The 14,764-nt window shown below is 68.2% G+C and carries 13 protein-coding genes; 5 read left to right on the top strand and 8 right to left on the bottom strand.

Annotated elements, in window-relative coordinates; all coding sequences use genetic code 11:
* Positions 1-16: 16 nt before the first annotated feature.
* The 6 genes from IT306_18135 to IT306_18110 all read right to left on the bottom strand — a co-directional run bounded on the left by IT306_18135 (position 17) and on the right by IT306_18110 (position 6,412).
* The gene (locus IT306_18135; protein MCC7370350.1) at positions 17-1,420 is read right to left on the bottom strand and encodes a glutamine synthetase; all 1,404 of its coding nucleotides are present in this window, start codon (positions 1,418-1,420) and stop codon (positions 17-19) included.
* A gap of 165 nt (positions 1,421-1,585) precedes the next feature.
* On the bottom strand, positions 1,586-2,740 hold the full coding sequence (locus tag IT306_18130; GenBank protein ID MCC7370349.1) for a Gfo/Idh/MocA family oxidoreductase: 1,155 nt from the start codon (positions 2,738-2,740) through the stop codon (positions 1,586-1,588).
* A 58-nt stretch (positions 2,741-2,798) separates the two neighbouring features.
* Positions 2,799-4,118 carry a M20/M25/M40 family metallo-hydrolase gene (locus IT306_18125; GenBank protein MCC7370348.1) on the bottom strand — a complete coding sequence of 440 codons (1,320 nt, stop codon included), beginning with the start codon at positions 4,116-4,118 and terminating at the stop codon, positions 2,799-2,801.
* 313 nt (positions 4,119-4,431) lie between these two features.
* Entirely contained in the window at positions 4,432-4,905 is a 474-nt protein-coding gene (locus tag IT306_18120; protein ID MCC7370347.1) for a DUF3151 domain-containing protein, read from the bottom strand.
* 96 nt (positions 4,906-5,001) lie between these two features.
* Complete coding sequence (locus IT306_18115; protein ID MCC7370346.1) at positions 5,002-5,220, bottom strand: DUF2283 domain-containing protein; 219 nt, start codon at positions 5,218-5,220, stop codon at positions 5,002-5,004.
* 73 nt (positions 5,221-5,293) lie between these two features.
* Entirely contained in the window at positions 5,294-6,412 is a 1,119-nt protein-coding gene (locus IT306_18110; protein MCC7370345.1) for a hypothetical protein, read from the bottom strand.
* A 282-nt stretch (positions 6,413-6,694) separates the two neighbouring features.
* Between IT306_18110 and IT306_18105 the strand changes: the two genes are divergently transcribed.
* From IT306_18105 to IT306_18095, 3 genes are all read left to right on the top strand, one after another.
* Positions 6,695-7,174 carry a response regulator transcription factor gene (locus tag IT306_18105; GenBank protein MCC7370344.1) on the top strand — a complete coding sequence of 160 codons (480 nt, stop codon included), beginning with the start codon at positions 6,695-6,697 and terminating at the stop codon, positions 7,172-7,174.
* The gene (locus tag IT306_18100; GenBank protein ID MCC7370343.1) at positions 7,171-10,506 is read left to right on the top strand and encodes an efflux RND transporter permease subunit; all 3,336 of its coding nucleotides are present in this window, start codon (positions 7,171-7,173) and stop codon (positions 10,504-10,506) included. The genes IT306_18105 and IT306_18100 overlap by 4 nt, the downstream gene beginning before the upstream one ends.
* 141 nt (positions 10,507-10,647) lie before the next feature.
* On the top strand, positions 10,648-10,932 hold the full coding sequence (locus IT306_18095; protein ID MCC7370342.1) for a hypothetical protein: 285 nt from the start codon (positions 10,648-10,650) through the stop codon (positions 10,930-10,932).
* 316 nt (positions 10,933-11,248) lie between these two features.
* On the opposite strand, the gene IT306_18090 is transcribed toward IT306_18095, so the two are convergent.
* Both IT306_18090 and IT306_18085 read right to left on the bottom strand, forming a co-directional pair.
* Positions 11,249-12,106 carry a sulfurtransferase gene (locus tag IT306_18090; protein ID MCC7370341.1) on the bottom strand — a complete coding sequence of 286 codons (858 nt, stop codon included), beginning with the start codon at positions 12,104-12,106 and terminating at the stop codon, positions 11,249-11,251.
* Positions 12,107-12,250: 144 nt separating this feature from the next.
* Complete coding sequence (locus tag IT306_18085) at positions 12,251-12,748, bottom strand: hypothetical protein (GenBank protein MCC7370340.1); 498 nt, start codon at positions 12,746-12,748, stop codon at positions 12,251-12,253.
* 239 nt (positions 12,749-12,987) lie between these two features.
* Between IT306_18085 and IT306_18080 the strand changes: the two genes are divergently transcribed.
* The gene (locus IT306_18080; GenBank protein ID MCC7370339.1) at positions 12,988-14,148 is read left to right on the top strand and encodes an AAA family ATPase; all 1,161 of its coding nucleotides are present in this window, start codon (positions 12,988-12,990) and stop codon (positions 14,146-14,148) included.
* A gap of 36 nt (positions 14,149-14,184) precedes the next feature.
* On the top strand, positions 14,185-14,757 hold the full coding sequence (locus IT306_18075) for a hypothetical protein (protein MCC7370338.1): 573 nt from the start codon (positions 14,185-14,187) through the stop codon (positions 14,755-14,757).
* The last annotated feature ends 7 nt before the right edge of the window (positions 14,758-14,764 follow it).

Here is a 14,764-nt window from a genome sequence, read left to right as displayed (position 1 = left end):
GACCTACGCCCCCGCGCTAGATTCGTTCGAAGTAGCGGTCCAGCTCCCAGCAGGTGACCGTGCGGTCGTAGAGGGCCTGCTCCAGGCGGGCGGCGTTCAAGTAGTGCTCGATCACGCCAGCGCCGAAGGCTGCCCGGGCCGCCGTGCTCCCCTCCAGCGCCGAGATCGCCTCGCGGAGGCTGCCGGGGATGCGCGGCAGCGCGCCGTCCTGGTAGGCGTCTCCGACGTACGGCGCGGGCGGCTCCAGCTTCTGCTCGATGCCATAGAGGCCCGCCGCGATGGTGGCGGCGAAGGTCAGGTACGGGTTCACGTCGGCGCCAGGGATGCGGTTCTCAATGCGGAGGCTCGACGGCGAGCCGCCCACCACCCGAAAGCCGCAGGTGCGGTTATCTCTGCCCCAGGCGATGACCGTCGGCGCGAACGTGGCCGACTGGTACCGCTTGTACGAGTTGATGGTCGGGGCGAAGAAGTAGCTGAAGTCGCGCGCCAGGGCCAACTGCCCGGCCACATAGTGCCGCATCACGGGCGAGGCGTTGAACGGCTGGCCGTCCTGCTCCCAGAAGACCGGGCGGCCCTGCCCATCCGCCGAACGCAGGCTGGAGTGGACGTGGCAGGACGAGCCGGCCGCGTCGCCCTGCCACTTCGCCATGAACGTCACGCTGACGTCGTTGAGGGCGGCGATCTCCTTCGCGCCGTTCTTGTAGACGACGTGCCGGTCGGCCATCTCGACGGCGCTGGCGAAGCGCAGGTTGATCTCGTGCTGGCCGGCGCTCCACTCGCCCTTGCTGCACTCGACGGGGATGCCGGCCGCCTCCATCCCGAGGCGGATCTGGCGGATCAGCCACTCGTCGCGGGTGGTCTGGAGGATGTGGTAGTCCTGGGGGAAGGAGCCGTCCAGGGCCAGGTTGTGGTGGTGCTTGCCGCGCGCCGACGTGTACGACTCCTTGAAGAGGTACAACTCCAGCTCCGAGCCCATGTACGGCTCGTAGCCGAGGGCGCGGGCGCGCTCCACCTGCCGCTGCAGGATGCGGCGCGGTGACTCCTCGACCGGCTGGCCGTCCTGGGTGGTCAGATCGCAGAGCAGCAGGACGGTCTTCTCCAGCCAGGGGATCGGCCGGAGGGTCGAGAGATCGGGCCGGGCCACGAAGTCGCCGTACCCGGACTCCCAGGAGGTCAGGCGGTACCCTGGCTGCGGGTCCATCTCGATGTCGCAGCCGAGCAGGTAGTTGCAGGCTTCCATGCCGTGCGCCGCGATCTCGTCCAGGAAGAAGCGCGCGGTGAACCGCTTCCCCATCAGCCGGCCATACATGTCCGGGATGGCGGCCACGATGGTGTCGACAGTGCCCTCATCGACAAGCTGGGCTATGGCGTCGAGCGTCAGCCGCCGGGGATCGGGCGGCTGGTGGGGAGCGTCGCGCATCGTCACCTCAGGCGGCAGGGAATCAGCCTGGACGGGGGCCATGGTGGCCCGCGTCCGGCCGAGTTGGGCGCATTCTACTGCCGCCGTCTCCTGATGCCGCCGTGCGTGACGGACTCGATTCTCACCTGTGACACGAGGCAGGCCCAGGACGGATGTCGGCAGCCGCTACGTTGCCGGGACGGTTGCCGGGATGGCGTCGAGGCGCACCCAGCGGCGGTCCGGCACCACGTGCAGCGCCCGTGCCGTCATGACCCAGTCGTCGATGTTCGGCGAGGCCGGCTCGCCCTTTGCCAGCGCCTCCATCAAGTGTCGCAGCTCGATGACCTTCGTGTCCGGGTACCCGAGCGGCTGGCCCGGGCTGGGGATGAAGTTGCCCTGCATCGGGTGCTCGGCGGCCATCCGCAGCCGGCTGAAGCCGTTCAGCCGCCGGTCCTCCTGCGGCAGGTACAGCTCCAGCTCGTTGAGGCGCGGGAAGTACCATTTCAAGGCCCCGAGCGAGCCGGTCACCGTGAACTCGAAGTCGGCGCGCGTGCCCACGGCGATGCGGCTCGCGTCGAGGACGCCCGTCGCCCCGCTCTCGAACGTCACCAGCGCCGCGAAGCTGTCGTCGTTGTCGACGGTGCGCTCCTGCTGGCCCTCTGGCCGCTTCAGGTCGAGGCGCGTCGCCACCGAGGTCGTCGTCATCCCGCAGACCTCGGCGATGTCCCCCGCCAGGTAGCGGGCCATGTCGAAGACGTGCGCGCCGAGATCGGCCAGCGCGCCGGCCCCGGCCGCCTCGCGGCTGAAGCGCCAGGTGAAACCCGCGCCAATCGGCCCGGCGCCGCTGTCGGTGCGGAACGAGATCCGCACGTCGCGGATCTCCCCCAGGCGGCCCGCCTGGATCAGCTCGCGGGCGTACATGACGGCCGGCGCCCAGCGGTAGTTCAGCCCGATGAAGCTCTGAACGCCCGCCTTGTGGATCGCGTCCTGGATCGCCAATCCCTCGTCCAGGGTCCGCCCGACTGGCTTCTCGCAGTAGATGTGCTTGCCGAGCGCCGCCGCCGCCATCGCGATCTCGCGGTGCAGGAACGGCGGGGCGCTGATGTCCACCAGCTCGACGCCCGGATCGGCGATGGCGTCGCGCCAGTCCGTCGTCCAGCGGGGGATGCCGTGCTTGAAGGCGGCGCGCTCGGCGGCCGGGCCGTCGATGTCCGCGACCACGCGCAGCTCGGGGTGGGCCGGCAGGTCCGGGAAGACCTGCCGCACGAGGGTGTGGGCGCGCGCGTGGATGCTGCCCATGAAACCGGTGCCAATGATGGCGACGCCAATGGTCCGTGCCATCGGAACTCCTTCGTCATTGAAGAATGTGGGGCATACCCGGGGGTGTGAGCCTCGCCGACTACCCTCGGGCCGCCGCTCGCAGCGTCAGGTCGTAGACGATCTTCGTCCCGAGCAGCAGGTTCTCAACCGCCAGCCGCTCGTCGATGCCGTGGTACCCCTTCATGTCCTCGCCGGTGAACATGCCCGGCACCAGCCCGTACGACGGAATACCCATCTGGCGGAAGAAGCGGGCATCCGTGCCGCCCACACAGATCGTCGGGACCGGCAGGGCGGTCGGCAGGTGGGCCAGACACGCCTGCTCGATGGCTGAGAACAGCGGGTTCGCCACCGGCGCCATCGAGGGCGCGGCGTCCGGCCACTCCACCTCGAAGGTGATGCCCGGATCGTTGACCAGTTGCTGGAAGTTCGAGACGAACGCCTGGGCGTCGGTGTCGGGGAGCAGGCGGCAGTCGAAGCTCATCTGCGCCTTTTCCGGGATGATGTTGATCTTGTAGCCGGCGTTCATCATCGTCAGCGCGATGGTGTCGTGGAGCAGCGGCTTGGTGGCGCGGAACCGTGCGATCTCCTCGCGCGCCCCCTCGCCCAGCCGGCGGATCATCTCGGCCACCGGCTCGCACTCGCGGTCCTCGGGGGCCTGGGCCAGCACCCGCGCCGCCGCCTTGATCAGCCGGTGGGTCGCTGCCTCTTCCCAGGGCTGCGAGCCGTGGCCCGGCTCGGCCCGCGCGATCAGCGTGACGCGGCAGATCTTCTTCTCTCCCACCGAGATCTGGAACACGTCGCCCACGCTGAAGAAGCCCGTCGCCCCCGAGCCGCCCTCGTCCAGCACGAAGGCCGGGTCCAGGTCTGCGAAGTGGTTCTGCACCATGAACTGCGCGCCGAGCGGACTGCCGATCTCCTCGTCGCAGGTGTACAGCGCCACGACGTCGCGGTCCAGCTCGATGTTGTTGCGCTTCAGCAGCAGCATGGCGATCAGGTTCATGATCCCCATGCCCTTGTCATCCAGCGTGCCGCGCCCGTAGATGTACCCCTCGGAGATCTCGCCGGAGTACGGGTCGAACGTCCAATCCGAGGCGACGGCCTGCACCACGTCCATGTGGCTGCTCAAGATCAGCGCTTTGCCAGATGGGTTCTTCGCCTTCAGCCGCGCCACGAGGTTGACCTTGTTCTCGTCTGGCGTCGGGTAGATCCTGGACTCGATGCCCTCCGACGCGAGGCGGTCGGCGATCAGTTGGGCGGTCTCGACGGTCCGCCCCAGCGGGTGCGAGCTGTCGAGCTTGACGTACGCGGAGAGCGTCTGCGCCGCTTCCTCTTTGATGGCGTCCCAATCCACCTGGGCTGCGAGGGGGTGGGGCGCTTGGGCGGCCGGTCGGCTGCTCACGGAGATGCCTCCAGGGAGGACGGCCGCCGGTCCGTGGCCGAGCCGTGCGTTCGGCCACGGGCGAGGATCGCGGCGCGCCGTCCTGGGGATGAGATGGCGCCAGGATGATAGCTCGCGGGTTGTCTCGGGGGCGGTACGCGGCCCCGACCGGCACTGAACCACGCCGCACGTGGCGCGCTTCCGTACCACGAGCGTCAGCGAGTGGACCCGCATGGTGCAGGTCCGACTCGCTGACGCTCGCGGTGCGGATGGCGCCCAATCTGAACGGCAGTGGGGGATGGCAGCCATCAATTGCAGCGCGCTGAATCGTCCGTCAGCCGCCGACCCCCAGCGGGTCGCTCGGGTCCGAGTCGAGCAGCAGCTTCCGCAGCCGCTCCACCTCCGGCGTCTCCCCGATGCGCTCGGCCGCTCGGAACAGCTCGTAGAACGCCAGCAGCGCCGACCGGTTCGGCTCGTGCGCCCACACCACCAGCCCCGTGCCACGCCAGCCGTTCCCGCGCAGTCGATCCAGCGCCCGGTGGTAGCCCGTCCGACCGAAGGCGTAGGCCTCCACGTCGCGGCCAAGTCCCCGCGCAACCCCTGCCAGCGCCGCCCACCCTCCGACGAACGCCGGCCACCGTCGCACGACGTTCGCCAGCGCCGCGTAGCGCGCCTCCGAGCCGTCCTGGCCCACCTCCAGCGCAGCCGCCAGCGCGGCCAGCGCCTCGTCAGGCTCGGGCGGAAGCTGCACCGAGGGCGTCGTCAACTGCGCCGAGAGATCCACGAAGCTCGGGCGGTCCTGGGCCATCAAGCATCCTCCGAGGCGGCAGCACGCATCACCGCCCTCTTCTGTCAAAATGTCAATTCTGTCGGAAGGGGTATCCCCCGCCAGCCACGCCGCCGACTACCCAACGAGCCGCGTGGGCGCGGCCGGCATCGCGATGAGCTCCAGTGTCGTAAGATCGAGCCGGTGCGACGCCCCATCAATGTCAATACCGACCGGGTTGCCGTCCACGTCCAGATCCACAACGACGCCGTCACCAATTTCTTGAACATCAGCCCCCGGAGTCGAGCGCAACTCGATATACAGGGAGTCGGTCTCCGGGTAGTAGTGCAGCTTCACGAGGCGTCCCCTTTTGCAGGTGGCAGACGGAATCGACGATCAGGGCGTCATCTTTATACGATGCCCCGCAACGCTATGCGCCCCAGTTCAGCGCCATCACCTCGGTCACCCGGTCGAGCACCGATGGCTCGTAGCCGTGCCCTTCAAGCTGCGGACGCACCACGTGGTTCACGAACGCTGCTGCCGCCTGGAACACGATCATCCCCTGCCCGTTGAGCGTCGGGTGGCCGGCCCAGCGCGCGTGCCGGAGCGTCGTCGTCTCGGGCGGGGCGTAGACCAGGTCGAAGAATGCCGTGCGCCGCGCCACCCGCGTCACGAATCGCATCGAGAGGGCGTGGTTCTCCAGGATGCTGTCGGAGGCCGTCGAGAGCCAGCGCTGGAGGCGGGCAGACTCCGGCTCGTCTGGCTGCTCGTCGATGGACGGCGGCGTGGCCGGCGCCAGGGCCGAGTACGGCTCCAGGTACGCCAGCTTGCCGTTGCGCGAGAGCTTCGCGCCGGCCTGCCCGCGCGTCGAGGCGTTCACCACCAGATCGACGCCCGGCGCCAGCAGCTCGGCGTCGGCCTCGTCCAGCCCCTGGGCGTTCCCGAACACCTCCGAGATCCGCTGCCCCAGCGTCAGCGCCGTCTCGGCCGTCCGATTCGCGATGAACAGCCTGCCACCCGGCCCGACAGCCTGGGCCAGCGCGAACGCGACCGCCGAGCCGGCCCCACCGGCCCCGATCATCAGGACGCTCTTGCGGTCCAGGCCGTCGACGAACGGCGCGGACTGGTGCGGGAGGACGCGGGTCAGGCTGCCGACCGCCCCCTCACCGTCTGTGCTGTAGCCATGCAGCTCACCAGCGGGCGTGCGTACGACCGTGTTGACCGCGTCGAGCTGCGCGGCGCGGGCGTCCACCACGTCCAACAGGGGGATGACCGCCTGCTTGTACGGGACGGTCACGTTGCAGCCAAGGAAGCGCGGCTCCTGGCGCATCGCCGTGATCAGTGGGGCGAGATCGGCCGGCTCCACGTCGAAGGGGGCGTAGACGGCGTCCAGGCCGAGGTCGGCGTAGGCCGCGTTCCAGATGCGTGGACTCCGCGAGTACGTCGACGGATGATCGCCGATCAGCCCCGAGATCCACGATGACGGGCTGGGCTTGAGCGGCAGCGGGTTCTGCACGAACGGTTGAAGCGCGGATAAGGATCGGCTCACGGCGGGGGATTGTAGCGCGGCCCGTGCCACGCTGTTGACTCGCTGGGAGCGCGGCGATCTTCGCCGCCCCGGCATCGCTTCCCGACAAGGGGGGACAAGATGCCTGCCCTCCCCGGGGAGGGTCCAGGCCGAGGACCAGGACCGCCCTGGACTCCGACCTGGACCATGCCTGGCCCTGGTCTGGCCCGAAGTCTGGTCCCCTGGACTCTCCCCCAGACCAGGGCGCACCGCTCGCCCCAGACCGACAATGGCATCAGAGGCGCTCTCGCCCAGGACAGCCCCATGATCGCTTCAACCCCCCAGCGCGTCCTCATCATCGACCGTCACCCGGCCGTCGGGCGCGGCCTCAAGGCCCTCGTCGGCAACATGCCGGGCCTGCGTGTCGTCGGGCTGGCGACGCGCGGCGAGAACGGGCTGGCCCAGGCCGCCGAAGCAACGCCTGATGTCGCGCTGGTGGACGCCGATCTGCCGGGCCTGTGCAGCGAAGCGGTCATCAGGCTGCTGCGCTCGCGCCTCCCTTTGACGAGGATCGTCGCCCTGGGCATCTACCCCGAGCGCAAGTGGACGCTCCTGACGGCCGGCGCGCACGAGTTCGTGCTGAAGGACGCCGGCTACGACGCCCTCCGGAGCGCCATCGCAGGCCCGGCCGCCGGGCCTGCCAGCGATGCTCCGGACGCCGCCACCGACACAACGTCGGCCGCTGTCGCCGGGCCAGTTGGACCCGGGCGGCCGACGCGCAACGCAGAGAGGGTGCTCCCATGAGTCTGACCAGAATCGCGGTGTTCCGGCCCGTGGTGGCCCTGACCGTGACGCTTGCCCTGGTCCTGTTCGGGGTCGTCAGCTACACCAGCCTGGGGCTGGAGCAGAACCCCGAGCTCAACCTGCCGATTGTCACGGTGCAGGTGGTGTACCCTGGCGCCAGCGCGCGGTCGGTTGAGGAGCAGGTGGCGCGGCGCATCGAGGACGCCGTGGCCGGCCTCGGCAACATCAAGACCATCACCTCGGTCTCGCGGAACAGCCTCGCCACCGTCACCGTCGAGTTCAACGAAGGCGTGGATGTCGACACCGCCGCCAGCGACGTGGAGCGGCGCGTCAGCGGCGTCCGCCGTGACCTCCCGACCGACGCCGAGGAGCCGAGCTTCGTCAAGCTCGACCTCAACGACGTGCCCGTGCTCTACCTGAGCGTCACGTCCAGCACCGGCGATCCGGTCCAGCTCTACCGCATGGCCGACGACATCGTGCGACCGCGCATCGAGACGGTCGACGGCGTGGGCCGCGTCGTCATGGTCGGCGGGCGCACGCCCGAGGTGCAGGTCGAGATCGATCCTGAGAAGCTGCGCGCCTACGGCCTGACCATCACCGACGTGGCGAGCGCCGTGCGGGGCCAGTTCCTCAGCACGTCCGGTGGCGACGTCAAGACCGGCACCGGCGACAACACTCGTAAGGTTACGCTGAGCATCGACTCCCGCGAGACGGATCTGAACGCCCTCGGCGCGATGCCCGTCACCTCGCCAGACGGCTTCAGCACCGAGCTGCGGAACGTCGCGAAGGTCTACCTCGGCGGCAAGGAAGCCGAGGAGACCGTGCGCGTCAACGGCCAGCCGGCCGCCGGCCTGCTGGTCTTCAAGCAGTCGAGCGCCAACATCACGCAGACGGTGGACAAGGTCCGGCCCGTCGTGGAGCAGGTGGGCAAGGAGCTGCCGACCGGGTTCACGCTGGGTGTGGCTGTTGACCAGAGCCACGCGGTCCGCCAGACCGTCGTGGGCGTCGAGGAAGAGCTGGTGCTGGCCGCACTCATCACCGGCGTCGTCCTCTTCTTCTTCCTGCACAGCCTCCGCAGCACCATCATCGTGATGGTGGCGATCCCCAGCTCACTGCTGGTCGCCCTGATCGTCATGAAGGTGCTCGGGCTGACCCTCAACACGATGACGTTGATCGGCCTGACGACGGCCATCGGCGTGCTCGTGGACGACTCCATCGTGGTGCTGGAGAACATCTTCACCCACCTGGAGCGGGGCAAAGACCCGAAGTCGGCGGCCATCGACGGCCGCTCCGAGATCGGGCTGGCGGCGATCGCCATCACCATGGTGGACGTGGCCGTCTGGGGACCGATCATCTTCATCACCGGCATTACCGGGGCGTTCCTGCGGTCGTTCGCCATCGTCATGGTGGCCGCCACGCTGGCCTCGCTGCTGGTCAGCTTCACCCTGACCCCGCTGTTCGCCTCACGCTGGCTGACGACGGCCCACGAGCACGGCCTGCTGGCGCGGATCGGCGGTTTCTGGGAGCCGGCCTACCGCTTCTTCGAGGGCGTGTACACCCGTGTCCTGCACTGGTCATTGCGGCACCGTCCGGTCGTGATGCTGCTGGCCGCCGCCGTCTTCGGGATCAACTTCGTGGTGTTGCCACGCCTGGGCACCGAGTTCGTGCCCGACATCAACAAGGACACCGTGACCGTCATCGGCGAGCTGCCGGCTGGCACCGCGCTGGAGGCCGCCGACCGTGCCGCCAAGCGCTGGGAGCTGCTCCTGCTCGACAAGGAGCGCTTCCCCGAGATTCAGACGGCCTACGTGGTCGTCGGGCGCGGCGATACCGACTTCGACCGCGAGTCTCGCTTCATCTCGCTGACGCTGGACGTGGGCGAGACCAGCAGCCGCGCGCGCACCAGCAACCAGGTCGGCCAGGCCGTCTCGGATGTCGGCGAGCAGATCGTGCCCGGCATGCAGGCGCGGCTCGGCGGGATGCGCGCGGGCGGCCAGGGCCAGCCAGTGACGGTCCGCATCTTCGGCAACGACCTCGACACCCTGACTGGGCTGGCCAACACGGCCAGCAGGACGCTGGCCGCCCGCCCTGAGCTGGCCGACGTGACGAACAACATGTCGGCCGCCCCAGAGATGACCCTCAAGCCGAACGCCAACCGCCTGATGGACCTCGGCCTCTCGACGCAGACCGTCGGCAACGCCGTGCGGATCGCCTATCAGGGGCAGGTGGTCGGGAAGTGGACGGAGGCCAGCGGCAAGGAGCGCGACGTTCGGGTTCGCCTGCCGGACAGCCTGCGCTACAACACGGAAGCCGTGTCTGACCTCCCGCTGATCCGGCGCGGCCAGGGTGCAGGTGTGGCGGTTGGCGGCACCCAGCCGGGCGCCACCATGCTGACCATCCGGCAGGTTGCCACCGAGAGCATCGAGAACAAGCCGATCAAGATCACCCGCGTCAACCGTCAGCGCGTGGCAACCATCGGCGCGGAGCCAAACGGCGTGCCACTTGGTTCGGCGACGAGAGCGGCAACCGAGGTGCTGAACGGCATGGCGCTGCCGGCCGGCAGCCACTGGTCGTTCGCGGGGCAGGGCGACGAGCAGGCCAGCTCGTTCCGACAGCTCGGCATCGGGCTGGGCCTGTCTATCGTGCTGATGTACATGGTGCTGACGGTCCTCTACGAGAGCTGGCTGCAGCCGCTCCTGATCCTGACGGCGCTGCCGCTGGCGTCGGTTGGCGCGTTCCTGGGCCTGCTGGCCTTCAACCAGACGCTCAGCGTGCCGGCCTTCATCGGGTTGATCGCCCTGTTCGGCCTTGTCGGCAAGAACGCGATCCTGCTGGTGGACCGTACGAACGACCTGCGCCGTGATGGGATGGACCGGATCTCGGCGCTGGAGCTGGCCGGGCCGCACCGCCTCCGCCCGATCCTGATGACCTCGGCGGTGTTGATCCTGAGCATGATCCCCGTCGCGCTCAAGTGGGGCGACGGCGGTGAGATGCGCGCGCCGCTCGGCGCGGTGCTGGTGGGCGGCATGGCGACCAGCACGTTCCTCTCGCTGTTGTACGTGCCGGTGGCCTACACCTACTTCGACAGCCTGAGCACACTGCTGGGCCGCCTGTCGCGCTTCGAGCTGCACCTGCCGTTCCTGGGCGGACGGCCTGGGCGAGGCGGCCAGGGCCATGGCGAGCGTCCGTCACGGCCAGCGACACGGCCGGCCGGCCGCACGTCGAGCGCGCCGCTCCCGGTCTCGGGCGGGGCTGCGCTGGCCTCGGAGCGGGTGGCGCCAGCGCGCGGCGGCCACCGTCGGCCACGGCTGGTGGTCGGCCACGGGCCGTGATCGGGTATCGCCCGTGATCGGGTACCGCCCGTGATGAGCCATGCCTCGTGACGGCGCACGCTGGCCCGGCCCTTGCAACTCTGCCTGGCGAGTCAATTGCAGCGGCGGCATCCTCAAACCGCCGCATCTGGAGCACCCACGATGACCGAGATCCTGTTCTACGCAACCCCGGTTGGCGGCACGAGCGCCGGCGTGGCGGCCGGCACGATCTTTCCAGCGCCCGGCTCGCTCCTGGCGACGGCCGGCCCGATTCTGGCCGTCGTGATGGGCCTGCTGATCCTCGGCTGGCTGGTCTGGCGGGCGCTGATGAAGCCCGTGCCGATGGACGTGCACCTGCCTGAGACGCGCGTCCCCGGCGACCAGCTCACCCGCGAACGGTTCCGCCCCCGGGCCTCAGAGCTGCTCGGCCGCCGCTCCCGCTTCTAGTCCATCTTGTCGCGACAGGCCAATCGCATGTTGACGTCGTTGTGCCGCCGCGTCGGGGCTTGAAAGCCCCGCCTACCATCCTGCAGTCGCTGCGCGACGCTCCAGTCGCACCAGTGCCTGCCGTTCCCGGCGGCCGTCGCGCAGCGACGCTGTGACGGTAGGCGGGGACTTCAGTCCCCGACGAGGCCGCAGGACGTGCTCGTCATGCAATCGCCCTGCTCAACCAGATGTTTCATAGACGAACGACCGCACAGGCTCAAGCGCCATGCGGTCGTTCGGCGCAGAGATGCAGGAGCCGCCTGGAGCGGCGGCGAGATCAGGAGGCAGCCGGGTTGTCGATCGGCGCGCCGATGATGCTGCCCCACTCCGTCCAGGAGCCGTCGTAGTTACGGACCTTCGGGAAGCCCAGCAACTGCGACAGCACGAACCAGGAGTGCGAGGACCGCTCGCCGATGCGGCAGTAGGCCACGACGTCCTTGTCTGGCGTGATGCCCTTCGCGGAGTACAGCGTCTTCAGGTCGTCAGCCGACTTGAACGTGCCGTCCTCGTTGACCGTCTGCGCCCACGGGATGTTGCTGGCCCCTGGGATGTGCCCGGCCCGCTGCGCCGTCTCCGGCAGCCCTGGAGGCGCCACGATCTCGCCGCTGAACTCGGCCGGCGAGCGCACGTCCACCAGCGCCTTGCCGCCGTTCGCGCCGACGTAGTCGAGCACCTCACGCTGGAAGGCCCGGAACGCCAGATCCAGATCCTTCGCCTGGTACTTCGAGGGCTTGACGCTCGGCGCGTCGGTGACCAGCGAGCGCCCCTCAAGCTCCCACTTCTTGCGCCCGCCGTTCATCAATGCCACGTCGGTGTGGCCGTACAGCCGCGCCACCCAGTACGCGTAGGCCGCGAACCAGTTGTTGTTGTCGCCGTAGAAGACGATCTTCAGGTCCGGCCAGACGCCCGCCTCGCTCAGCAGGGCCTCCCACTGCGCCTTCGGCGGGATGTCCCGGCGGATCTGGTCCGTGAGCTGCGTCGCCCAGTTGAAGCCGACTGCCCCGGGGATGTGCCCCTGATCGTAGGCCGTCGTGTCAACATCGACCTCGATCAGCCGGACGGCCGGGTTGTTCAGGTTCTCGGCCACCCAGTCCGTCGAAACGAGGGCCGCTCCGTTCGCGTACTCCGTCGCCATGCTTCCGCTCCCCCCTGGAGATCGCACCGTCCAGCGCATGCACTGCCGTCGGCGCACTTGCCGCCACGCGACCGCTCGCGCAGCGCCCACACGGTCGGCTCGCACCTGCCGACCGTCCCTCAGGCTCTCGTTCGTTGGCCGTCGCTAGTCGGCCGCCTCGCGCCACTCCCGGATCTCGCCATCGTCCAGGCAGTGCCCCGCGCCCAGGCGCATCGTCAGGAACGTCGGGCTGACCGGCAGCCCGATGAGGTATCCGGTCCAGTGCCGGCGCTCGGCGGCTGGCAGCCGCTGGGCCAGGTCGGACGCCGACGCGTGGATCAGGCGGCCGTCGTCCGCGATGCCGAAGTCGAGCGTCCAGCCGCCCCGGATCTGCACCCGGCCGGCCGAGTTGGTCCGAATGACCCGATACCCGGTGGCCGCGCGGTACTTGTCCAGCACCGCTTGATCGAACCAGACCTGTGCGAAGCCGGTGTCACCACCGAGGACACGCCCGTACGCCAGCGCAAGCTGAGGATTCGCCACCGGTCCGCTGGCCACGGCCGCCTGCCTGTCGGAGACGGCCGTCTGCCTGTCAGCCACAACCGTCTGCCTGTCGGCCACGGCCACCTGTCCGCCGGGCTGCCCGTTGGTCTGATCCGCCATGCACGCCACTCCGAAGGTCATGCTGCCAGGGAATGGGGCAGCGTGACGTCAGCCGAGCGAGACATGCCCCAGGACAGCACCGTTGACCGGAGAGGATACCGGGCAGGTTACACGAAAGTCAAGTAAGTCTAGTGAGTGACTCGAGAATCCCTCCCTGGTCGCTGCTCGTACCTGCACATCCGTTATGCTTCGTTGGCGCAATCCGACCAGTTTACCCATACAGAAGATGGAACGTCAGCGTGACAGATGCCACCCCGCGACCGACAAGGTTCACGGCTCTCCATCTGGAGAACTGGCGCAACTTCACGCGCGCGGATGTTGCCTTGCAGCAGCGTGTCTTCCTGGTAGGTCCGAATGCTTCTGGGAAGTCGAACCTCCTGGATGCCATCAAGTTCCTGCGTGATGTTGTCGCTGTTGGCGGCGGCTTCCAGGCTGCCGTTGGGAAGCGTGGCGGCGTGTCACGCCTTCGCAGCCTCGCCGCGCGACGCTATCCTGAGGTTGTTGTTCGCGCCGGGTTCGGCACGAACGACGAGCGTGATCTCTGGGAGTACGAGCTTCGGTTTACGCAGGACAATCAGCGCAGACCCATGATCACGCATGAGCGAATCGTTCGGCGTGGCGTGTCCCTTCTTGAGCGCCCTGATGCTGAGGATGAGGTTGACCCCGAGCGACTGACCCAGACCCATCTGGAGCAGATCAACCAGAATCGCCAGTTTCGCGATGTGGCTGACTTCTTCGATTCGGTACGGTATCGCCATATGGTGCCGCAGCTGGTGCGCGAGCCTGATCGCTCCATCGGACGGGTCGAAGATCCGTTCGGCGGAGACTTCTTAGAGCAGGTTACGCGGACGTCTGAGAAGGTCCGTCAGGCCCGATTGCGACGTGTACAGCAAGCCTTGAGCATTGCCGTCCCACAACTCTCCGAGATCGAGTTGTGGCGAGATGCGCGCGGAACGCCCCACATGCGCGGCAAATACAAGCACTGGCGGCCGACTGGCGCGTGGCAAACAGAGGATCAGTTCTCGGATGGAACGTTGCGGTTGATGGGGCTGCTCTGGGCGGTTCTGGACGGGACCGGACCACTGCTTCTTGAAGAACCTGAACTCTCACTACACCCCGGAGTCGTCAAGGTGCTGCCTCAGTTGCTGTACCGGGTGCAGCGTCGGGCGAACCGCCAGATTGTGTGCAGCAGCCACTCTCGGGATTTGCTCGAAGACCCCGGCATCCGCCTGGATGAAGTCCTGGTGCTGCGCCCCGGCGAAGAAGGCACGGTTGTGCAGCCTGCTGGAGACTTCAAGATGATCCAGCCGCTCCTCGATGGTGGCGTCAGCCTCGCTGATGCGCTTCTGCCAATGACGCAGCCCCCTGATGTAATTCAACTCGCCTTGTTCGGTACGTGAGCGGTGGTTGTCGCAGTTTCATGTGCCGTTGAGGGCATGGTAGATGAAGCAATCGGACGGCGGCTCCTCGAAGAGGCCGGCGCGGCTGTCGGACCGGTCTACGGTAGACGCGGCCGTGCCCCGTTGCTCACGAGCCTGGACGGCTACAATCGCGCGGCAGCTTTCGATCCCTGGCTCGTGATCGTCGATCTCGACCAGGATGGCCCCTGTCCGGGGGATGTCCGAACGTGTTGGCTGCCTGCTCCGTCCGAGCATATGTGTTTTCGGATTGCAGTTTGCGAAGCGGAAGCGTGGCTGCTCGCTGACCGCGAGTCCGTGGCAGACTTCCTGGGGATCTCCGTTCGCATTGTGCCGGTGCACCCTGAGCAATTGCCTGATCCCAAGCGCTCGCTGATTGATCTTGCGCGTCGCTCTCGCCGTAGAACCGTTCGCGAGGATCTCGTTCCATCGCCTGGAAGCGGACGGAGCGTCGGTCCTGGCTACACAGGACGCATGATCGAGTTCGTGAACACGTCCTGGCGCCCGGCCGCGGCGGCCCAGGAAGCGCCCAGCCTTCTGCGTTGCCAGATGCGTCTGCAAACGATGGTCGATTCGCTCGACCGTCCCTAGATCGACC

The organism is Chloroflexota bacterium (genome assembly GCA_020850535.1).
Taxonomy (GTDB): Bacteria; Chloroflexota; UBA6077; order UBA6077; family JACCZL01; genus JADZEM01.
Note: the sequence above shows the minus strand (reverse complement) of the source record. Positions and strands in the feature narration are given on the sequence as shown.